Below are 22,763 nucleotides of genomic sequence, written 5' to 3'. Positions count from 1 at the left end.
AAGGATAACATAGGGATATAATGGGGATAATATGGGGATAACATGGGGATAACTTTGCTTTTTGTAAGTAAAAGCCTCGCTTTTGTTAAGGGGGTTGGGGTCTTTACCTTTGTTTTTTAGATCCTTGATTTAGGAGGGAGTTTAACGTTTTGGTTATGATTTTCTTTTGAAGCCATCAGTTGTTTTGAGTACTAAATGAGAAGTCTCGAAAAACGCTTTATGATCTTTAGTTTAAGGAGCTATTAGTGTTAGCTGTCTATTTTTAACAATACGTCAATTATTTGATTAAAAAAATCGTAAATAGAAAAAATATGTATATTGTTCTTGCATTAAAAACAAACTAAGTATGATGAGAACATTATTTTGTGGACTTTTGATGTTATTCAGTCTTTGTGCGTTTTCGCAAACGACAATAACAGGTAAAGTAGTCGATCAAGACAATCAGCCCATACCCGGGGCTAATGTGGTAATTATTGGTAAAGCTGAGGGGGCAGTAACCGATTTCAATGGGAGATTTTCCCTAACCACTGATCAAACACCTCCATTCAAACTTCGAGTTACAAGTATTGGGTTTTCTTCTGTTGAGCTTGAAGTGACTTCTGATAATCAAAAATTAGATATTATTCTTGAGGAAGCTCAGACCCAGCTGGATGAGATTGTGGTTTCTGCTTCCAGAACACCTGAAAGGATCTTTGAATCGCCGGTAACTGTTGAGCGATTTGGATTAAAGGAAATTAAGAATGCAGCTGCTCCGGATTTTTATTCGGGGTTGGAAAACCTAAAGGGAGTTGATATCAACACCAATAGTTTAACGTTTCAATCGATCAATACCAGAGGGTTTGCGACTTTTGCGAATAACCGTTTTGTGCAATTGGTGGATGGAATGGATAATACTTCTCCTGCCTTAAACTTTGTTTTAGGAAATTTATTGGGAATGACAGAGCTCGATGTGAATAGTGTTGAGTTGTTGCCCGGGGCTTCTTCTGCGCTGTATGGGGCTAATGCCTTTAACGGGATTTTGTTTATGACCAGTAAGGATCCGTTTAAATTTAACGGTTTGAGCGTGTATGCTAAATCGGGGTTTACTTCTCAAGAAGCTGCCGGAGATAATCAATACTATGATTTCGGTATTCGTGCTGCTCATAAGTTTTCAGAGAAATTCGCTGGAAAAGTAAACTTCTCCTATTTAAACGGGACTGATTGGTGGGCTGTGAGTGAAGAAGATGTTTTGAATCCTGGGAGAACTCGTGCGCATCAAAATTACGATGGGTTGAATATTTACGGGGATGAAGTAAGTACGAATATCAGAGCCGTGGGAGCGGCTTTGGCTGATATGGGACTTATTCCTTCCGGTGCAGAGAATTTATTGCCTGATGAAAATGTGAGTCGAACCGGTTACGCCGAAAGAGATCTGACTGATTATAATGCGGAGAGTGTTAAGTTTGACGCCTCGTTACATTACAGACCATTTGCAGATGATTTTGAGATCATATATCAAGGAAAATTAGGTAAAGGAACTACTATTTACCAAGGGTCGAACCGTTATTCTATTAAAGATTTTTTTCTGCAACAACATAAATTGGAATTCAGGAATGATAATTTCTTCGTTAGGGGGTATATAACGAGTGAAGATGCAGGTGATTCATATGATATGAGATTTGCAGGTATTAACATCAACCGTGCGTGGAAAGATGATTCAACCTGGTTTGGTGAATACGCAGGGGCTTACCTTCAGGCTTCTCTTGCAGGGGCGAATTCTGAACAGGCTCATATGGTGGCGCGGCAAACGGCTGATACCGGTAGGTTGATTCCGGGTACAGCGGCATTTGAGTCTACTTTTAACAGGGTGATAAGCGATCCTGACTTTACTAAAGGAGCCCAGTTCAAGGATGAGACTAAGATGAGGCATGTAGATGTAAATTACAATTTTTCACATTTAACTGATGACTTTGCAGAAGTACAGGTTGGGGGATCTTTCAGAGAATATGTTTTGAATTCATTCGGAACGATCTTTACGGATGCCAACGGTCCGATAAGTTATTCGGAAATTGGTGCGTATGCTCAAATCCAGAAAAAATTCGCAGATGATCGTCTAAAGGTGACTGCGTCAGGGAGGTATGATAAATCACAACTTTTTGATGGGTTCTTTTCTCCTCGGTTGTCTTTAGGTTACACTATGGGGGAAGCCCGTAATCATAATTTAAGAGCATCTTATCAGACGGGATTCAGGAACCCTACTACCCAGGATCTTTTTATCGGGTTGGATGCCGGTAGAGCTATTTTGGTAGGGTCGGCTGAAGAAAATCTCGACAGGGATATCAGGGAATTCAGAGTGAATAATATTGCTGCCAATGGCGGGAATGATACCGCTACGATTCTTGGACGTGAAGCTTATGAAAATTCATTTACTTTAAATTCCGTAAATAACGGAACCTTTCAGAAATCTGATGTTTCTTTAGTTGAGCCGGAAAAAGTACAGTCTTTTGAGGTTGGTTACCGTGGTGAGGTAAGTAAGGTGACGATTGATTTAAGTGTGTACTATAATATTTATGATAAGTTTATAGCGAATGAGACTGTAATTGTTCCGTTCTATGGCGAAGTGGGTGATAACTCTTTGTCTTTGCTGGCCATGCAGAGTGGCGACTTCAAACCTTATCAGACTTATACGAATTCGGATGCTGATGTGAAATCTTATGGTGCCTCGATCGGGCTTGACTATAGAATTTTCGGTAATTTTGATTTAGGAGGAAGTTATACGTATGCTAAACAAGATTTTGATCAGGCTTCTGCTCCTGACTTCAGAACAAGTTTTAATACTCCTGAGCATAAAGTAAAGGTGTCATTTGGCAATACGGATCTTTTTGAGAATTTCGGATTCAATATCGATTACAGATGGAGTGATTCTTACTTTTGGCAGGCTACTTTTGCTGACGGAAATATTCCATCATACAGTGTTTTTGATGCCCAGATTAACTACAGGGTTCCAAGTTTGAAGTCTACCTTTAAGGTGGGTGGTTCTAATATTGGTGGGAAGGATTATTTCACTGCCATAGGAACAGGATATATAGGATCTCAATTTTATGTTTCCTGGGTAATCAATAATTAAAAGAATTCATTTAAAAAATATTCCAATGAAAATAAATTATAAATGGCTTTTACTTTTGGCGTTTGGCTTTATAGCATGTGACTCTGATGATGATATGTCTTCTGAGGGGCCGGATGCAGTAATGCTAACTTCAGGTGAAGCCGATTTTTCAACATACGTGGCGGTAGGGAGTTCGCTGTCTGCCGGATATTCAGATGGAGCTCTTTTTATTGCTTCGCAAATCAATTCATTTCCTAACATATTGGCATCAAAATTCCAAATGGCGGGGGGAGGTGCATTTACCCAGCCTTTAATGGGTGATAATTTAGGAGGAATGCTTGTTGGGGGTAATCAGTTATTAGAAAACAGGTTGTTCTTTAACGGTGAATTGCCGGAGCGGTTGCCCGGTACACCAACCACTGAAGCTACCAATGTAATGCCGGGTCCTTATAATAATATGGGGATTACCGGGGCAAAGATTTTTCACCTGGGGGTGGAAGGTTATGGGAGCTCAGCCGCATTGTCCGTTGGGGCTGCCAATCCGTATTATGTTAGGATGGCATCGAGTCCGGGCGCGAGTGTCATAGGAGATGCGTTGTCTTTAGCTCCCACTTTTTTTACCTTATGGGCAGGTAGTGATGATGTGTTGTCATATGCTGTGAGTGGAGGTATAGGAGAAGATCAGGCCGGGAATTTTAATCCGGAAACATATGGTTCAAACGATATTACTGATCCTGCTGTCTTTTCACAGGCATTCTCGGGTATATTGACTTTGTTAATGAGTAATGGAGCTAAGGGTGTTGTGGCGAACATACCAGATGTAACGGCATTACCTTATTTTACTACGGTGCCTCATGCTCCGCTAGACCCGACTAACGAAGATTTTGGGCCTCAAATCCCTCTATTGAATACAATATTCGGGGCATTGAATCAAATATTTGTTGCCCTTGGAGAAGGAGAGCGAGCGGTTGTGTTCTCTGAAACCTCTGCTAGTCCTGTGGTCATTAAGGATGAGAGTTTAACAGATATATCAGCACAAATTGAAGCTGCCTTAAACGCGAGTGAAACATTTCCACAGTTTATAGCTCAATTTGGATTGCCACCTGAAGCAGCTCCGGGAGTTGCTAATTTGTTGGGATTAATGTATGGTCAGTCGAGACAGGCCACGGAAGCTGATTTATTGGTTTTAACCAGTTCTTCGGTGATTGGGGAGGTGAATACAGCTGCTGTGCAATTTTTAATATCAAGAGGGTTGTCGCAGGAATTGGCGGCACAATTTTCGGTGGAAGGGATTACGTATCCGCTTGATGATGGTTGGGTGTTGTTGCCTTCTGAACAGAATGAAATTAAAACTGCTACCACAGCTTTTAATACGACTATTGAGAGTTTGGCTTCGCAAAACGGTTTGGCGTTTGTGGATGCGCACGCTTTGATGAATGAGGTTGCTTCCGGGGGGCTGCCTTTTGATGAATTTACTTTAAACTCAAGTTTGGTCTTTGGGAATACTTTTTCTTTAGATGGAGTCCATCCTACGGCCAGAGGTTATGCATTTATAGCCAATCAGTTTATGCTGGCCATAGATGCTGCTTATGGTTCGAATTTTGAGGAGGCTGGTGTTTTGGCAAAGGCAGGGGATTATGGTACAATGTATCCGGTTGAATTACCTTAGAGAGTGATAAATATGGTTTTTGAAGGTCGGCATTATCAGATGTCGACCTTTGTTTTTATAAAGAGATGAGGAAGTCCGATAATTGGAATTAAAAAAAAATAATATCGGTTACTTTTTTTTCAATTAAAAACATATCTTTGCACCGCGAAAAAAGCATCTTTTTGAGATGTTGTAAAGAAAATATGATTTCGCTTTTAATACGCTAAACATTAAATAGTTGAGTAATGTCAAAAGTTACAGGTAAAGTTGCACAAATAATTGGTCCGGTTGTGGACGTAGAGTTTGGTTCTGACTCAGAGCTTCCAAGAATATATGATTCATTGGAAATTACAAAACAAGATGGTACTAAGCTTATACTAGAGGTTCAATCTCATATTGGTGAAAATACAGTAAGAACCATTTCGATGGATTCTACTGATGGTTTAAGCAGAGGTAGTGAGGCTGTAGCAACTGGTAGTGCAATTCAAATGCCAATTGGCGAAGATGTTTACGGACGTCTATTCAATGTAGTAGGAGATGCTATCGACGGATTGGCAGATTTACCTAAAACGGGTAAGGACGGTCTTCCAATTCACAGAGAGGCACCAAAATTTGAAGATTTATCAACTTCTACAGAAGTTTTATTTACAGGTATTAAAGTAATTGATTTGATTGAGCCTTACGCAAAAGGAGGTAAAATTGGTCTTTTCGGTGGTGCTGGTGTAGGTAAAACGGTACTTATTCAGGAGTTGATCAACAATATTGCAAAAGGTCACGGTGGTTTATCAGTATTTGCTGGTGTAGGTGAAAGAACTCGTGAAGGAAATGACCTTTTAAGAGAGATGTTAGAGTCAGGAATTATCAAGTATGGTGACGACTTCTTACATTCTATGGAAGCAGGTGGTTGGGATCTTTCTAAGGTAGATAAAGCTGCTATGAAAGAATCAAAAGCTACTTTCGTTTTCGGTCAGATGAATGAGCCTCCAGGAGCACGTGCTCGTGTAGCATTATCTGGTCTTACTATCGCAGAATATTTCCGTGATGGTGCTGGTGACGGACAAGGAAAGGACGTACTTTTCTTCGTAGATAACATCTTCCGTTTTACACAGGCAGGTTCTGAGGTGTCTGCACTTCTTGGTCGTATGCCTTCAGCGGTAGGTTATCAGCCGACATTAGCAACTGAAATGGGTGCGATGCAAGAGCGTATTACATCAACTAAAAAAGGATCAATTACATCAGTACAGGCGGTATATGTACCTGCGGATGACTTGACGGATCCAGCTCCTGCAACGACCTTTGCTCACTTAGATGCTACAACGGTACTTTCTCGTAAAATTGCAGAGCTAGGTATTTATCCAGCGGTAGATCCATTAGATTCTACTTCCAGAATTCTTACTGCTGATATTTTAGGTAAAGATCACTACGCTTGTGCACAAAGAGTAAAAGAGTTATTACAACGTTATAAAGAACTTCAGGATATTATCGCAATCTTAGGTATGGAAGAACTTTCTGAGGAAGATAAGTTAGCGGTATCAAGAGCTCGTCGAGTTCAGCGTTTCTTATCTCAGCCATTCCACGTAGCTGAGCAGTTTACAGGTATCCCTGGGGTATTGGTAGATATTAAAGATACTATCAAAGGATTTAATATGATCATGGATGGTGAATTAGATCACCTGCCGGAAGCAGCGTTCAACCTAAAAGGAACTATCGAAGAGGCTATCGAAGCTGGTGAGAAAATGCTTGCTGACGCATAATTTAATATCAAATTAAAAGGCATATGTATTTAGAAATAGTATCACCCGAAGCAACATTATTTAAAGGAGAGGTTGAGTCAATTGCCGTTCCTGGTATAAATGGTGAGTTTCAAATGCTTAAAGATCACGCCCCAATAGTTTCAATCCTTGGAAAAGGTGATGTGAAGATTTTTGGTGATGTGGAATTGGGAAAAGAGTTCGCTGATAAGTTTTCTAAAGGTGATAAGAATGAAACCTTATTACCAATCAATAGTGGAACTATTGAACTCAATAACAATAAAGTAATTATTTTAGCTGACTAGTTTCAGTAAATAAATATAATACTAAAAAAAACCGGACTTTTGGTCCGGTTTTTTTATGCATTCTATTGAGCAGGGATTAAATTGTCATCTAATTGATTATATGTTGAAAGTGGCTGTCTGGATTAGTTTAACAGCCACTCACTTCGCTTTTTCAATTGTTTTTTCGAGGCTTTGTCATCAATACTAATGGTGTAGGTTGGATCTGAAGAAAGGATGAGAGTTGTATTTTTCTTTATACCGTATCTTTCAAATTCTACTGTAATTTTATCACCCGGTTTATAGTTGGTAATCAGGTCTTTGAAGTTTCCGTCTACTTTTTTTCCGTCAATACTTAAGATCGTATCACCCATATCTAATTTTGCTTTATATGCGGGAGTATTTTGAGCGATGTTCTTTTGTATCGCGTTCTGACCATTCAAGCTTATTCCGCTATATGCTTTGGAGGCATCCTGATTGATTTGGATACCTACTTTAGAGAATAAAGTCTTGTAATCTGGCATTTCACTTTTGTATATATAGTTATTGAAGAAATTTGTAGCGAATGTTGTTCCGGCATATTCTTTTAGTGCTTCTTCTAAATTCTTAATGGTATATGGCTGTTCTTTTTTTCCGTATTTGATCCATACGAGTTTCATATAATCATCTAAATTAAGCCTCTCTGCACGTAGTGACAGGTCTAAAGCCAAACCAAGGACGCTTCCGTAGGAGTAATATGAAATAAAGGTGTTTTCTCTGTTTACCGGATCGATGGAAGTGGCCGCATCTACAAAAGGAGCCTGATAGCTCATTTCAATGGGGTTAAAGTATTGCCTGGCAGGTGAATTCCATACATAATTAAAAGTTCCGTTAAGGCTTTTAATGTACTGTTCCGGAGTGATAACCCCTGCTCTACTAAGGATTAGATTGGTATAATAGCTTGTGAAGCCTTCAGCAAACCACAGCGCACCACTCATATTTGCTTTGGTAAAATCAAAAGGCTCCAGGGACTGAGGTCGGATACGCTCTACATTCCATGCATGAAAGAATTCATGTGATACGGTTCCAATGTTACCTTGCATTCCTCCGTTCGCCAGACTTCGTGTACTGGTAAGGATAGTAGAGTTTCTGTGTTCCATGCCGTCACCACTGGCATTTGGTATGTAACAAGCTAAAAAGGTATAAGTGTCAAAGTCAAATTCCGGAAGTTCACCAAAGACTTTTTTCTGCTCTAAAACTGTTTTTTTTACATTTTCAAAGTAAGTGTCCAGTTCTTCTTCGGTGCCGTGATGGTGTAATACGAATCGGATGGTTTGTCCGTCTACATCAAAACTTCTTATAGAAAAGTCACTCACTTCTGTGGGGCTGTCCATAAAATACTGCAGATTTGGTGCCCAATACATGTTAGCACCTGTTTCTTTTAATTGAGTAGCTACCTTCCAGTTGAGATCTTTTCTTACGTTAAAGGTGATTTCCATGGGGAAGTCTTCCAGGGTCGGAGCGAACATAAAAGTTGCCGGCATATTCAGATGGGCGTGTGTTTCGTCTATTTGACTATAGGTGCCATCTCCCCGGTTGGCGAACAAAATATAATTTAGGTTTACTTCACCATCATGGTTCATTATTTTCCATGAAAAAGGATCTGGACGCATTATTTTAAGTGGAGTCCCTTTGCTGTCTGTGGCTTTTACTCCATAAATGTTTTTAGCAAAATGGTGCACGGCGTATCGACCTGGAGAAGCGCTGCTCATTCTAACAGTTAAATTTTCGCCTTCCAATTCAGAAAATATAACATTAACGTTTGCTTCATGGTGTACTGCATTCTCAAAGGAGATCTTATAGGTTGATTTTTGTGCCTGGGTATAAAAGCTAAAAACACAAAAGAGGGTTAAAAGGGGTGTGTATATTAATCGCATCAGAAAAGTTTTTTGCTAATATATTATTTAATTGAATGTTGATTACATTTGCGTATGCCTAAGTTCCCAACAAAGCTTCAACAGAAAATAGATGAGCGCATTAGAAATAATGCCCTCCGGGTATTGCCGGGTCTGAGTGATCGTATAGATTTTTCTTCCAATGATTATTTAGGATTTTCTAAAGCGTCTTCCATTTTTAGTGAGGCAGGTGCTATTTTAGAACGAACAGTTTCACAATCTAATGGAGCTACCGGATCCAGGTTAATTTCTGGCAATCATAAATTGTATGGTAAGGTTGAGGCCTTATTGTGTGATTTTCACAATATCGAGGCCTCGGTTGTTTTCAATTCGGGATACGATGCTAATATCGGTTTGTTTTCAAGTGTACCTCAGAGAGGTGATGTTATTTTATACGATGAATTCATTCATGCGAGTATCCGTGATGGCATTCAGATGAGCAATGCCAGGGCCTATAAGTTTAAGCATAACGATCTCGAGAATCTCGAAATGTTAATGGGGAAGAATGTAGATGGGGTTAAGGAAGTGTATGTGGTTACAGAATCGGTCTTTTCGATGGATGGTGATGCTCCTGATTTGAAAAAGATGCTCGAAATAGTGGAACGAAGTGATGCGCGTTTAATTATAGACGAGGCACATGCCCTTGGGGTAATTGGAGAAAATGGAGCTGGGATGTCGCAATATTTGGGATTGGAAAGCAGGGTTTTTGCCAGAGTGGTAACTTTTGGGAAGGCTATGGGTTGTCATGGAGCTGCGGTACTCGGATCCTCTGAATTAATAACTTATCTGTTAAATTTTGCGCGCAGTTTGATCTATACAACTGCATTGCCTCCACATTCATTGGCGACTATATTAGCCTCTTACGGGAAACTTAAAAGTTTAGGAGCCGGTGACAGTCAATTATTGAAGTTGCTTAATAATATTGCTTTTTTCAAATCTGAGGTGTTACACAAGGGATTAAAAGAACATTTTATTGATAGTGATTCAGCGATCCAATGTTGTGTGATTCCGGGTAATGATAAGGTCAAGTTAATAGCTGCTCAACTTCAGGAAAAAGGATTTGGGGTTAAGGCTATTTTGTCACCAACGGTTCCTGCTGGTGAAGAGCGATTAAGATTTTGTCTTCACAGCTATAATTCCACGGTTGAAATTTCGGAAGTGTTGGGCTTGTTGGCTACTTTTGTGATTTAAGAATCCGACATGCTGAAATTGTTTCAGTGTCCCATTGTGATATACAATGGAAGTTAGATTTAATTAAGCAAATGAATCCAACAATACATATGTTGAATTATAAAATTGATGAGATGCTGAAGTGAATTCAGCATGACGATACCGTATGAAAAGAAAAAAAATATTTGTTACCGGAATATCCACTGAGGTTGGTAAAACGGTAATTTCTGCAATAGTTACTGAGGCCTTAAAGGCAGATTACTGGAAGCCAATCCAGGCTGGGGATCTTCATAATGCTGATGCTCATAAAGTAGAAAAGCTTATCAGTAATGAACAATCGATTATCCATCCAAATAGTTATGCGTTAAACACACCTATGAGTCCGCATGCGGCGGCAGAAATAGATGGAGTTACTATTGCTTTGGAGGAAATTATAGAACCGGAAACAAAGAATCATTTGGTGATTGAAGGTGCCGGTGGACTTTTAGTTCCTTTAAACGATAAAGACACCATTTTAGATGTCATTCAACCGTCATACAAGGTTATTGTTGTTTCGAGGCATTATCTGGGGAGTATTAATCATACATTGCTTACCGTAAAAGCATTGTTGGATAAAGGGTATGATGTGTCTATCATTTTTAGCGGAGATGAAAATCCGACTACTGAAAATATTGTAAAGAAAATGACTGGGGTAAAGGTAATCGGAAGGGTTTCAGAAGAGCCTTATTTTGATGAAAATGTGGTGAAGGAGTATGCAGAAAAATTTAGTAAAACTCTTCAGGAGTTATAATAATTAAAGAAATAAAATGACATTACAGGAAAGAGATAAAGCTCATTTGTGGCATCCGTTAACCCAGCATAAGGTAAAACCTGATGCTTTAGGAATAACCAAGGCAAAGGGCGTGTATTTGTATGATGAACATGGAAAGGAGTATATAGATGGGATTGCCTCCTGGTATACCTGTATGTATGGGCATTGTAACCCCTTTATTACAGAGAAAGTAGCCCAACAAATGCAGACCCTCGATCAGGTTGTGTTTGCAGGTTTTACTCATGAACCTGCTGTTAAGTTATCTGAAGCCTTAGTCTCCATATTACCAGGGAATCAACAAAAGCTGTTTTTTTCAGAAAATGGTTCTACTGCAGTGGATGTTGCCATAAAAATGGCCTTTCAGTATCATTTTAACGGGGGTGATAAAAGGGATACACTTATTGCTTTTGAAGATGGTTTTCACGGCGATACATTTGGCGCGATGTCTGTTTCCAGCCTGTCGGTATATAACGGACCTTTTGAAGATTTCTTTTTGAAAGTAATTCGAATTCCGACTCCGGATGGAAGTAATAATGCAGATGTTGTTGAGAGGTTAAAACAGGTGATTGCTGAAAATAAAGTAGCTGCTTTTGTTTATGAGCCTTTAGTTCAGGGTGCCGCAGCTATGAAAATGTATGATTTAAATGGGCTGCAATCACTTTTAGCTTGTTGTAAAGAGAATGATGTCTTGACGATAGCGGATGAAGTGATGACAGGTTTTGGAAAGACCGGGAAAAACTTTGCTTCTGAATTTCTGGAAATTAAGCCTGACTTTATTTGTATGAGTAAGGCTTTGACGGCGGGTCTTTTGCCTATGGCGATTACTAGTTGTACTCAGGAAATATATGATGCGTTTTACGATGATGATATAGCTAAAGGTTTTTTTCATGGCCATACTTATACAGCTAATCCGTTAGCTTGTATGGCTGCATTGGCTGGAATTGAATTACTTGCTTCAGAAGATGTTCAGGGTAATATACAAATGGTCGTAGAGAGTCATAAGGAATTTGATCAGGAGATAAAGACTCATCCAAAAGTTGCCGGTACAAGGCAGCAAGGGGTTATTTATGCCTTGGATTTAAATATTAAAATGGAGCGCTACGGAAATTTGCGTGATATGTTATTTAAGCATTTTATGGATCAAGGTGTCTTTTTGCGTCCGTTAGGAAATACCATCTATATTCTAGCTCCTTATACTATTACGAAAAAGGAACTAGAAAAAATATACGATAGTATTAAATCAGCTCTTGATTTAGTTTTGTAGTAGTGAAAGCTTAAAATTCACTCTCCAGTAAAAATATGGTTTCACCTGTGGCTTTAATTACGATATACATATCAGAATAGTTCCAGGTGTCTCCTTGTTTTGTTCCAACGATATAGAGGGAGGCTTTTCCTTTAGCACCTTCCAGCGGTACTTTGATGTCGATGTCTCCATGGTCGTTTTCATAATTGATTTTACCTTGGATCATACCTTCTTGTACAATTGGTTCGCCTAATGCTTCAATGATTTGTTTGTTTTCTTTTACCCTTGTAATGGCTTCCTCATAGGGTGTTGAGCTTTTCATCATGGTACTGACACCAAAAAAGACCGTGCCTATAAAAACAACAATGAAGATAATAATGGTAAGACAACCACCAGCAGGAATAACCCATTTCCAGTTTCTGCCCCACCAGCTTTTTTTGGGGGATAGTTCGTTCATGTGATTTAGTAGGGTTTGTTTTAGGTATCTTCTTAAGATACCCTTAATTTTGCCCAAAATACAAAAAATTGAACAACAAGGTATCTATTAAGTCAATTGCTTCTGTTTCTCCGTTGGGAATTAAGGAAAATGAAATTTGGCAGAAGTATTTAGGTGATGAACATTGTTTAGAAGAAAGGGAGTTTGGAGAATTCAAAGCTATGGTTGCTCCATTAGCAGAGGGTGCAAAGCTTGAAGTTGAAAAACTTAGGGTATCGGATCAGAAATATAAAGCGCTTGATGATACGGTATTATATGCCATGTATGCTGCAAGAATGGCGATGAAAGATGCCCATTGGTGCTCAGATGATAATTTTGGGGTCAATATGGGTTCATCGAGGGGAGCAACTGCGTTGTTTGAATCTTATTATGAGGACTTTCTTTCAAGTGGTAAAACGGAAACCCTATGTTCACCTACAACTACTTTGGGCAACATATCCTCATGGATAGCCCACGATTTACAAACTAAAGGGCCGGAAATTTCACATTCAATTACATGTTCTACGGCATTGCATGCTTTATTAAACGGAGTTGCCTGGATTAATTCAGGTATGACCAGCAAGTTTATGGTTGGTGGTAGTGAGGCTTCACTGACCCCTTTTACAATTGCCCAGATGAAGGCTCTTAAAATTTACTCCAGGGAGACTGATGCGTATCCTTGTAAGGCTTTAAACCCCGATAAACAGGGCAATACTATGGTTTTGGGAGAGGGTGCAAGTGTAGCTTGCCTTGAAAAGGGCGTGTCGGATAATGCCATAGCAATTATAGAAGGAGTTGGTTATGCTACCGAGGTGCTTCAGCATAATATTTCGATTTCAACGAACGCAGAATGTTTTCAACGTTCGATGAAAATGGCTTTGGGAAATACAAGCCCATCAGATGTAGACGTTATTGTTATGCATGCCCCCGGGACCAAAAAGGGTGACAGTTCAGAACTCAATGCCATTGAATTGGTTTTTGGAAACCAGCAGCCCGCATTAACAACCAATAAATGGAAAGTTGGGCATACCTTTGGAGCATCGGGAATGTTAAGCCTAGAGCTCGGAATAATGATGTTACAGAAGCAAAAGTTTATTAATGTACCTTATTTAAATTCAAATAAGGAGCCGGAGAAGATTAGAAAAGTGATGGTGAATGCAGTGGGCTTTGGGGGGAATGCGGTGAGTGTTCTTTTAAGCTTATAGTTGTTTCAAATAAAATATATTGAACCAGAACTACATTAGGCAAAAAATGATTTGTTATTTTTGACGCATCGAAAGTTTGGCTTAGGGATGGAGCAAGAATGTTTAAGGATTTTAAAATGCATTGGTTTTTTTAAACATCTAGCGAATTGTCCGACTCTTTTTGGGGGAGCCTGTAAATTAAGATAATATGACTGAGAACAGACACAATTGGACAAAAGAAGAAGTTTTAGCAATATATAATAAGCCACTGATGGAGTTGCTTTATGATGCAGCAACGATACATAGAGAGCACCACGACCCGAATACGGTGCAGGTTTCTACTTTATTATCTATAAAAACCGGTGGTTGCCCGGAAGATTGCGGATACTGTCCACAAGCAGCCCGCTATCATACTGATGTTGAGGGGAATGACCTGATGTCTGTTCAGCAAGTAAAAGCTCAGGCATTAAGGGCGAAACAAAGCGGAAGCTCGAGAGTATGTATGGGAGCAGCCTGGAGAAATGTAAAAGACGGACCGGAATTCGAAGAGGTATTGGAAATGGTACGTACCATCAATAAACTTGATATGGAGGTTTGTTGTACACTAGGGATGCTTACTGAAAATCAGGCTCAGCGTTTGGCAGAGGCTGGGTTGTATGCTTACAATCACAACCTGGACACATCGGAAGAATACTATAAAGAAGTGATTTCAACCAGAGGGTATGAAGACCGTTTACAGACGATCGATAACGTTCGTAAAACAAACGTAACTGTCTGTAGTGGAGGTATAATTGGAATGGGAGAGAAGTTGGAGGACAGAGCCGGGATGTTGGTGTCATTATCTACGTTAAATCCTCATCCGGAATCGGTTCCTATTAATGCTTTGGTTGCAGTTGAAGGTACGCCAATGGAAGAACAGCAACCCGTAGAAATATGGGATATGTTACGCATGGTAGCAACTACCAGAATCGTCATGCCAGAAACTCAGGTTAGGCTATCTGCAGGACGAACGCAAATGAGCAGAGAAGGGCAGGCTATGTGTTTCTTTGCCGGGGCAAATTCTATTTTTGCAGGTGATAAATTATTAACAACTCCTAATCCTGATGTGAATGAGGATATGGAAATGTTTAAAATGTTAGGGCTTAATCCTCAAAAGCCGTTTACGAAAAAAGTGCAGCCGCAAACTACTGAAGCTGGCGACTCAAAGTATAAACCGTTAGGAGAAAAACCTAAATGGTCGCGTCCTGGTCATGTCATTGATAAAAATGAAGAGGCCAAAGCGAAAGCTCAACATGCTAAAGCCGATAAGTAGGCTTTAGCAGTTGCAAAGTCAGGCATTTTAGTATCTTTATCTGGTTATAATTAATTGGTTTGCTATGAGGTTGCAGAAAATACCCAGGGTAAAAACAATAAGCAAAGAAGACTTTATTGAGAATTATCTAAGACCGCAAAAGCCTGTGGTTATTGAGCAGCTGACGGCTGACTGGGATGCCTTTAATAAATGGAGTCTTGAATATATCTCTGAGATTGCGGGGGACAAAATTGTGCCTTTATATGACGATCGACCGGTAGACTATAAAGATGGATTTAATGAACCTCATGCCAAGATGAGGATGAAAGATTATATAGATCTTTTAAAAACAGAGCCAACTGATTATCGCATCTTTCTTTATAATTTGATGAAAGAGGTGCCACAACTGCAAAAGGATTTTAAATGGCCTGATATTGGATTGTGTTTAGTTAAGCAATTACCGATGTTATTTTTTGGCGGAGCGAATAGTAAAGTGTTTATGCATTTTGATATCGACTATTCGAATATTCTTCATTTTCATTTTCATGGAAAGAAACGATGTGTCATTCTTCCTCCTGATCAGAGCAAATACTTGTACAAAGTACCGCATGCCTTAATTTCCAGAGAAGATATAGATTTTGATAATCCGGATTATAAAAAATGGCCAGCGTTGAAATATGCAGAGGGCTATGTTACAGATTTAAATCATGGAGAAATGCTTTTTATGCCTGAGGGATATTGGCATTATATGAAATATGTCACTCCCGGATTTTCAATGAGTTTACGGGCCTTTCCAAGGAAATTTTCAAATCTTGCGAAGGCAGCATATAATGTGCTTGTGATGCGTCATTACGACAATTTAATGCGTAGGGTTCAGGGACAAGCCTGGATCGATAAAAAAAATGAAAAGGCTTTCGTGGAGACGCATAAGAAGTTGGGTATAACCAAGAGATAAATTTATTTCTTGAGGGACGTGTATTTCTCTTAGACAACGGTAAAAGTAGGTCTATTCAACTACTATTTTAGATGGAATACTTAGGCAGAAATCTTGTTGTTAAATTATCCTAAAGTTGTATTAAACTGCGTTAAAATAGTTGACGTTTAGAAAATGTGCTCTGATATTTACTATGAGAATAATCTGATTAATGTTCGTGTTTAAGGATTATTTAGACTCTAGTGAATCAACTTATTTAATCTAACTACCATGACTGCAATTTTTAAAAATGCCTTTCTTTTTTTGTTAATTCTATTTTATAAACTCGATGCTCAAGCCCAAAATCCAGAATTAGAAAAACATAATTTAGATTTTGAAATCTTGGATAAGGGAGCAGTAAAAGGATGGGAAGATTTTGGAAGAGGCCTTTATAAAATAGGAATTGATTCTATTGTAACTCAAAAGGGAAAGTATGCTACTACAATTGAGTTTGATAAAGATAGTACTGGGTTTAGGGCATGGTCTTATGCGATTCCAGCAAGATATAACGGCTCAAAAATAAAACTTACCGGATATATTAAAACACAAAATGTAACTGAGGGTTGGGCAGGTCTTTGGATGCGAGTAGATCCCAAAGTAGGATTTAATAATATGAAAAAGCAAGGTGTTACAGGAACCACTGATTGGGAGAAATATGAAATTGAGTTTAATTATAATCCTTTAAAAGCAGAAAAAATATTTGTTGGAGGTTTATTAGTAGGTAAGGGTAAAATGTGGATAGATAATTTAGAGGTTACCATTGATGGGAAGAAATTAGAAAATCTGAAATTTTTTGATAAGCCACAATTAACCAAAGAAGTACAGGAAGATCTTTACAAGAGAATCAAGAAGAATAGGGAGAGGGTCGATTTAACATCTGTGAAGAAATTAAATAAAAGTTTAGAATCTCTAATTGAATTGGTAGGTGACAAGAAAATTGTAGCCATAGGGGAAGACACCCATGGTACTTCAGAGTATTATAAATTGAGAGAAGCAATTACCAAAAAACTGATTATGGAAAAGGGTTTTAATGTGGTAATTTTGGAAAATCCATATGATGATATTGAAATATTAACAGATGAGATTCACAATAAGAACTTAGATTCTCTAATGCGTAAACATTTGTTTTCGATTTATCAAACTCAAGAAATGAAATCATTTTTAGCATGGTATAAAGAAGAGGGCTTTAGGTATAATGTTGAATTTAAAGGATGTGATGATTCTTTTTGGGTGCTTAATGAAATATTAACAGATGAATTGTTAAAACTTAATAATCCTCAATTAATTGAGATGTATCATGATTTTTCCGAAAAAGTAACTTTAAGTATAGAAGAATACCTCGACAAGTATCCTGAAAAAAGGAAATTACCAAAAAATAATTATGAGCTTAATAAGGAAGCTTATAATGATATTCTTGCAATTGAGGAGTATCTTATTGAACAAAAGCTTTATTCAGAAAGATTAAAAGAGTTGCTCTTAAATGCGAAGACCACTTATATTAATTATAAGAATGTAATTGATGAAATACCAATACAAAGCAGGGATGAAATGATGGCCGAAAGAATTAAGTTCTTAGGGACGAAGCCGGACACCAAGATAATTGTTTGGGCTCATAATGCACATATTTCAAACTCAGTTATTATAGATAACGAGATAGGTATTATGGGTAGAAATTTAAAACAGTTTTTTAAAGATGATTACCATTCTATAGGAATGAGTTCGCTTAATGGGACGTATTCATTTATAGAGGAAAAGTTTATTAACGGAGATCATAAATTTAATGATAGACTTATAAAAGGATATTTGTCAAATCAACCAAAAATAACGTGGGAGACAATTTTTGGTGATCAAGTTAACGATGCTTATTGTTTCCAGACAAATAATATTAATATGCACGAAGATATTAGAGGAGTTTTGAAATTAGTAGGATATAGAAAGGAAAGTGAAAAGGATTATTACCAATTATCACCGTTTAAGATGTTTGATACCATTATATTCATTAGAACGACGGAAGCAACAACTCCTTTGTTTCCTGATAATTTCTAATGTTTTATATTGCAGAATAGATTATAATTAATGCCGGATATAATTGAAACTCATACCGTTCCAAAACAGATAGCTCCGATACGATTACAAGAGTATGGAGTTGGAATTTTTTATGCCTTGCCTACTAAGTCGGGATTGAAAAAAGCCCTTAAAAAAGAGTATATAAGGGTTAATGGGGTTATAGCGAGTACAGCAACTTTCATAAAAGGAGGGGAGGTAATCGAATTAAATATTCCAGTAGCCACCACACCTCAGAAACAATTGATCTTTAAGTTGAAAGTATTGTTTGAGGATGAATACCTGGCACTTGTTCATAAACCTGCAGGAATTTTAGTAAGTGGTAATAGCTTTTATACGATTGCAAATGCCTTATCACAGAATTTAAAACTCAGTACACAGTCTGATGCTACTAAACCACAGCCTGTTCATCGGTTGGATTATGCTACCACCGGAGTTTTACTGGTCGGAAAAACAAGCAAGGCAATTCGAGCACTTAATAAGCTGTTTGAGGACAAGGCAATTCAAAAAACCTATTATGCCATTACTATTGGTGAAATGGACAAGGAAGGGGTGTTAAATGAACCCATAGATGGCAAAAAGGCAAGTTCTGTGTATAAGGTTGTTCAAACAGCAGATTCTCCACGATTCAATAAATTAAATCTTGTTCAACTGGAACCGCAAACGGGTCGACGCCATCAATTACGTAAACACCTATTTGGTATCGGACATCCTATATTGGGAGATAAGGAATATTTTTTGAAAGGTTTGGTGCTGAATGGTAAAGGTGTTTATTTGCATGCCTGTGGTTTAAAATTCATTCACCCAATCACGAATGAGGCCATGGAAATTAAAGATCCTCTGCCAAAAAAGTTCTTAAAGATATTTCCGGAGTCTGAGGTTATTTAGGGTGATTTTTTTCTTTCAATCATAGTTTAGCGGTTACTTACCGTGCTTTAGGAGAAATTGTCTATCAGAAAGCTCCTTTTGTCCATTTTAAAAGCCTTTAGCATTATGAACCTTTGTATCGTCGATATTGACAAAGAATTTAAATACTTAAAACGATGCAAAGAATTGAAGCACTTAATCCTGAACAAACTACAGGGCCGTCTAAAGATTTATTTGAAGCGATACAGTCTAAATTAGGAATGGTTCCTAATATGATGAGAACAATGGGGAATTCTCCAGCAGTACTAGGTGGGTATCTTTCACTGAGTGAATCCTTGGGTAAAAGTACCTTGGGAGGAAAATTAGGGGAGTTAATAGCACTTACGGTAGCCAATGTTAATGGATGTAATTATTGTAATGCTGCTCATTCATTTATAGGTGAAAAGTTAGTTGGTATTGATGCCAATACTATTGAAAATGCAAAAGCTGGTAAGGGCAATGATGCTAAAACTCAAGCGGCTTTAACATTTGCTCAGGTTTTATTAGCTAAAAGAGGAAGTGTTAGTACGGAGGATTTTAATGCTGTTAAAGGGGCTGGTTATACTGATGCTGAAATTGCCGAAATTATTGGTCATACGGTATTAAATATTTTTACAAACTATTTCAATAATGCCATTGAAGTAGTTGTTGATTTTCCTGAAACTGCCTTAGTTGAAACTTCAACGTTTTAATACTTGCTTGAAAGGGGCAAGATAAATTGCTTGTCCTTTTCTTTTGCAACAAAGACAGATTTGATATGGATATTAAAAATTTAGTACCTCCGTTTACGCTTGAATCTGCGTTGATGAAGGTGCAATTGGCAGAAGATGCCTGGAACACCCGAAACCCGAATAAAGTAGCTTTAGCTTATACCGTAGATTCTGAATGGAGAAACCGGACTCAATTTATAAATGGAAGAAAGGAAATTATAGATTTCCTGACTAAAAAATGGAAAACAGAGCAATGTTACCGGTTAAGAAAGGAGTTATGGGGATTTCGCAATAACCGAATCGCGGTTCGTTTTGAATACGAATATCGGGATGAGCATCAACAATGGTACCGTGCATATGGTAATGAACTATGGGAGTTTGATGATGAGGGGTTAATGCAAAAAAGATACGCAAGTATAAATGATCTTAAGATTGAAAAGAAGGATAGAAAACTGTAAATTTATTTTATGATGCAGAAAAGTAAGCTGACCCTGGTTAACCCGCAAACCGGTAACCTGGCGTTTAAAATTTATGATATTGATACTTTACAGGCTTTTGACCATATTCAAAGGCTAAATTATTATGCGTTAATATGGGTTAAAAAGGGTAAAGGAACTTTAAAAGCTGACTTTTCGGAGTATAAATTTACAGCAAATACCCTGATGTGTTTTTCGCCATATCAGCCCTTCATGATCATGAGTGATTCAGAAGAGGTGAAGGTGACAATCATTCACTTTCATCCGGATTTCTTCTGTATACACAAACATCAAAAAGAAGTAGCTTGTAATGGCGTTCTCTTTAACAATATTTATTGCCCACCGGTAATGGAAGTCAAGGAGCCGGTTAGTAATAAACTTGAAATGTTTATGGAACAGATCAAGAATGAACTGCAGAGTGATGCATTGGCGCAGTACGAGTCGATCATATCCTATTTGAAACTTTTTCTTATTACCGCCTCGAGAGAAAAGACACAGCAATCGTTATCAGCTTACAGCCAAAAGGAAGCGCAGAATGAGGAGCCGTTTATTTTGCAAAATTTAAAAGACAGTATCGAAGAGCATTATAAGACCAAACACAGTGCAAGTGACTATGCAAGAATGTTGACGATAAGCACCAAGTCATTGGGAAAACTTACTAAAAAGCATTTTGATAAAACGATTACCAACTTAATTGCTGAACGAATCGTAATTGAGGCTAAAAGGGAGTTGTATTTAACGGATAAAACGATAAAGGAAATAGCCTATGAATTAGGGTATAGCGATGAATATTATTTTAGCCGGTTCTTCAAAAAGAATGTAGAAATATCACCTCAAATGTATAGAGAAACTGTAGGTTTTAATAGATTAGCAACAGGTAGATAAATAATTTAATTCGAAGTAGATATGAATGGGAAAACCTTAATAGAGCAATTAGACTTACAACCCCATCCGGAGGGAGGGTATTATAAGGAAACATATCGATCTGCAGAAACGACTTTGAATCGTGATGGAGAGAAAAGAAATGTGTGTACTGCTATCCATTTTCTTCTTGAAGATATGGATAAATCGCATTTTCATCGAATCCAATCTGATGAGCTTTGGTTCTTTCATAAGGGTGCGCCCCTGGAAATATATTATATATCAGAAGGTATACTTCATACCGTTGTCTTAGGTGATAATTTAGAAAAAGGGGATAAGTTATTTTATAAAATACCTGCCAACACCTGGTTTGCGTCTAAGGTTAAAGACGAAAAGGGCTTCGCCCTTGTAAGTTGTACCGTGGCTCCAGGATTTGATTTTGCTGATTTTGAATTGGCAACCAATGCTCAACTAAAGAAGGAATTCCCCGATCTGAAGAGCGTAATAGATGAATTTACATTGGAATAGCTGATAGCGTCAGATATATAATTATTGATGCTATGGGTTTCTTTGTCCCTGTCTCCATACAATTTTAAGCAAATGGACAACATTATAGAATTAATCAGAAATGAATTAAGAGAAAATAGTTCTGTTAGAGCTCGGGAGAGCGGATACCGGTTTTTTAAAGAAGAGGTAAGGCTTTATGGGGTTAAGGCGGCTGTAGTTCGTAAAATTGGTAAAGAGTATTTTAAAGAAATTAAAGGAGCAGACAAACAGACTATTTTTAATTTGTGTGAAACCTTGTGGCAATCGGGTTTTATGGAAGAATCGTTTATTGCCTGCCATTGGTCTTATTATATTCGCAAACAATACGAGCGAGAAGATTTTGACGTTTTTAAAAAATGGGTGAATACCTATGTAAATAACTGGGCTTCGTGTGATACCCTATGTAATCATACTTTAGGAACCTTTGTAGTGATGTATCCTGAATATATAGAGGAATTAAAAAAATGGACAACTTCCGAAAACAGGTGGGTAAGGCGGGCAGCAGCAGTATCTCTGATAGTTCCGGCAAAAAAGGGTGAATTTCTGGACGATGTTTTTGATATAGCTGATAGGCTATTGTTAGATGAAGACTATTTGGTACTAAAAGGTTACGGATGGTTGTTAAAAGTAGCCAGCCAGGTACATCAAAGAAAAGTTTTTGAATATGTAATGGATAAAAAAGATGTAATGCCTCGTACCTCTTTACGTTATGCAATTGAAAAAATGACTTCTGAAAGGAAAAAACAAGCAATGAAAAAGTAAGAAGTACACTAAAACATTCAATACAGTTTGATATGGCTATGACTAGTTTTATGGTCTCAACACTTAAAGCTGAACACTGAGTAGTAAAAGCATGGAAGATACTAACGATTTATTTAATCAACTCATTTACTTTGTCATATACCATATGGCTTTCCCATCCACGATACAACAGGTAATCGGCTAATTTTTTCTTTTTTTTATACAAATTGCGTTCAGTCAGTTGATCTAAACGTTTTTTAGCCAATGCATCGAAGGTCTTATAATATACTTTGTCAGGGATTTCCTTTAAAGCAGTTTGAATGTTGTATTTAGAGATGTCCCTAGCTTTCAATTCTCTTATAATTCGATTTCGACCCCATTTTTTATGATTGAATTTGCCACGGGCGAAACTTTTGGAAAAGCGTTCCTCATTTAAGAAGTTATGTTCTATTAAATGTCCGACGATCGTGTCTATAGCTAATGGAATCATACCCATTTGCGTTAGTTTGGCAACAACCTCTTTATGGCAGCGGTCTTGATAGGCACAATAGGCTTCCAGTTTACGTTTGGCTTCATCGACCGTATACGAACGTTTTTCAATCATGGTGTAAAG

General features: G+C 37.9%; 20 protein-coding genes. 17 read left to right on the top strand and 3 right to left on the bottom strand.

What is annotated here, in order from left to right; all coding sequences use genetic code 11:
• The first annotated feature begins 349 nt into the window (after positions 1-349).
• The 4 genes from P278_RS12685 (at position 350) to P278_RS12670 (ending at position 6,789) form a co-directional block, all read left to right on the top strand.
• The gene (locus P278_RS12685) at positions 350-3,106 is read left to right on the top strand and encodes a TonB-dependent receptor (protein ID WP_038267435.1); all 2,757 of its coding nucleotides are present in this window, start codon (positions 350-352) and stop codon (positions 3,104-3,106) included.
• Between the two features lie 25 nt (positions 3,107-3,131).
• A complete protein-coding gene (locus P278_RS12680; protein WP_038267434.1) occupies positions 3,132-4,754 on the top strand; it encodes an SGNH/GDSL hydrolase family protein in 1,623 nt (540 codons plus the stop codon).
• 224 nt (positions 4,755-4,978) lie between these two features.
• The gene (atpD, locus tag P278_RS12675) at positions 4,979-6,487 is read left to right on the top strand and encodes a F0F1 ATP synthase subunit beta (protein ID WP_038267431.1); all 1,509 of its coding nucleotides are present in this window, start codon (positions 4,979-4,981) and stop codon (positions 6,485-6,487) included.
• A gap of 23 nt (positions 6,488-6,510) precedes the next feature.
• Positions 6,511-6,789, top strand: a complete 279-nt coding sequence (locus P278_RS12670; protein ID WP_038267427.1) for a F0F1 ATP synthase subunit epsilon — start codon at positions 6,511-6,513, stop codon at positions 6,787-6,789.
• Between the two features lie 122 nt (positions 6,790-6,911).
• On the opposite strand, the gene P278_RS12665 is transcribed toward P278_RS12670, so the two are convergent.
• Positions 6,912-8,681, bottom strand: a complete 1,770-nt coding sequence (locus P278_RS12665; RefSeq protein WP_038267425.1) for a M61 family metallopeptidase — start codon at positions 8,679-8,681, stop codon at positions 6,912-6,914.
• 54 nt (positions 8,682-8,735) lie between these two features.
• On the opposite strand from P278_RS12665, the gene P278_RS12660 reads away from it, so the two are divergent.
• The 3 genes from P278_RS12660 to bioA all read left to right on the top strand — a co-directional run bounded on the left by P278_RS12660 (position 8,736) and on the right by bioA (position 11,944).
• Positions 8,736-9,890 carry an aminotransferase class I/II-fold pyridoxal phosphate-dependent enzyme gene (locus P278_RS12660; RefSeq protein ID WP_038267423.1) on the top strand — a complete coding sequence of 385 codons (1,155 nt, stop codon included), beginning with the start codon at positions 8,736-8,738 and terminating at the stop codon, positions 9,888-9,890.
• A gap of 145 nt (positions 9,891-10,035) precedes the next feature.
• On the top strand, positions 10,036-10,659 hold the full coding sequence (bioD, locus tag P278_RS12655; RefSeq protein WP_038267420.1) for a dethiobiotin synthase: 624 nt from the start codon (positions 10,036-10,038) through the stop codon (positions 10,657-10,659).
• A 16-nt stretch (positions 10,660-10,675) separates the two neighbouring features.
• Positions 10,676-11,944 carry an adenosylmethionine--8-amino-7-oxononanoate transaminase gene (gene bioA / locus P278_RS12650; RefSeq protein ID WP_038267417.1) on the top strand — a complete coding sequence of 423 codons (1,269 nt, stop codon included), beginning with the start codon at positions 10,676-10,678 and terminating at the stop codon, positions 11,942-11,944.
• 10 nt (positions 11,945-11,954) lie between these two features.
• Here bioA and P278_RS12645 read toward each other — a convergent pair whose 3' ends face one another.
• On the bottom strand, positions 11,955-12,380 hold the full coding sequence (locus P278_RS12645; protein WP_038267967.1) for a cytochrome c oxidase assembly factor Coa1 family protein: 426 nt from the start codon (positions 12,378-12,380) through the stop codon (positions 11,955-11,957).
• A 68-nt stretch (positions 12,381-12,448) separates the two neighbouring features.
• Between P278_RS12645 and P278_RS12640 the strand changes: the two genes are divergently transcribed.
• From P278_RS12640 to P278_RS12595, 10 genes are all read left to right on the top strand, one after another.
• Positions 12,449-13,603: a beta-ketoacyl synthase N-terminal-like domain-containing protein gene (locus P278_RS12640; RefSeq protein WP_038267413.1), complete on the top strand. Its 1,155-nt coding sequence runs from the start codon at positions 12,449-12,451 to the stop codon at positions 13,601-13,603.
• 187 nt (positions 13,604-13,790) lie between these two features.
• Positions 13,791-14,894 (top strand): biotin synthase BioB, encoded by a 1,104-nt coding sequence (gene bioB, locus P278_RS12635; protein WP_038267410.1) that lies wholly within the window; start codon positions 13,791-13,793, stop codon positions 14,892-14,894.
• A gap of 64 nt (positions 14,895-14,958) precedes the next feature.
• On the top strand, positions 14,959-15,828 hold the full coding sequence (locus P278_RS12630; protein ID WP_038267406.1) for a cupin-like domain-containing protein: 870 nt from the start codon (positions 14,959-14,961) through the stop codon (positions 15,826-15,828).
• A gap of 249 nt (positions 15,829-16,077) precedes the next feature.
• Positions 16,078-17,892, top strand: coding sequence for an erythromycin esterase family protein (locus tag P278_RS12625; RefSeq protein ID WP_051413552.1), 1,815 nt, complete (start codon positions 16,078-16,080; stop codon positions 17,890-17,892).
• 30 nt (positions 17,893-17,922) lie between these two features.
• A complete protein-coding gene (locus tag P278_RS12620; RefSeq protein WP_051413551.1) occupies positions 17,923-18,798 on the top strand; it encodes an RluA family pseudouridine synthase in 876 nt (291 codons plus the stop codon).
• A gap of 155 nt (positions 18,799-18,953) precedes the next feature.
• On the top strand, positions 18,954-19,508 hold the full coding sequence (locus P278_RS12615; RefSeq protein WP_038267404.1) for a carboxymuconolactone decarboxylase family protein: 555 nt from the start codon (positions 18,954-18,956) through the stop codon (positions 19,506-19,508).
• A gap of 65 nt (positions 19,509-19,573) precedes the next feature.
• Complete coding sequence (locus P278_RS12610; RefSeq protein ID WP_038267401.1) at positions 19,574-19,984, top strand: nuclear transport factor 2 family protein; 411 nt, start codon at positions 19,574-19,576, stop codon at positions 19,982-19,984.
• Positions 19,985-19,993: 9 nt separating this feature from the next.
• Positions 19,994-20,887: a helix-turn-helix domain-containing protein gene (locus P278_RS12605; RefSeq protein WP_038267399.1), complete on the top strand. Its 894-nt coding sequence runs from the start codon at positions 19,994-19,996 to the stop codon at positions 20,885-20,887.
• Positions 20,888-20,908: 21 nt separating this feature from the next.
• Complete coding sequence (locus tag P278_RS12600) at positions 20,909-21,391, top strand: cupin domain-containing protein (protein WP_038267397.1); 483 nt, start codon at positions 20,909-20,911, stop codon at positions 21,389-21,391.
• Positions 21,392-21,463: 72 nt separating this feature from the next.
• A complete protein-coding gene (locus P278_RS12595) occupies positions 21,464-22,171 on the top strand; it encodes a DNA alkylation repair protein (protein WP_038267395.1) in 708 nt (235 codons plus the stop codon).
• A gap of 109 nt (positions 22,172-22,280) precedes the next feature.
• On the opposite strand, the gene P278_RS12590 is transcribed toward P278_RS12595, so the two are convergent.
• Positions 22,281-22,754, bottom strand: a complete 474-nt coding sequence (locus P278_RS12590) for a regulatory protein RecX (protein WP_038267393.1) — start codon at positions 22,752-22,754, stop codon at positions 22,281-22,283.
• Positions 22,755-22,763 lie beyond the last annotated feature (9 nt).

Origin of the sequence: Zhouia amylolytica AD3 (assembly GCF_000511935.2) — a bacterium.
In the GTDB taxonomy this organism is placed as follows: Bacteria; Bacteroidota; Bacteroidia; order Flavobacteriales; family Flavobacteriaceae; genus Zhouia; species Zhouia amylolytica.
This window is presented reverse-complemented; position numbering and strand designations above follow the sequence as displayed.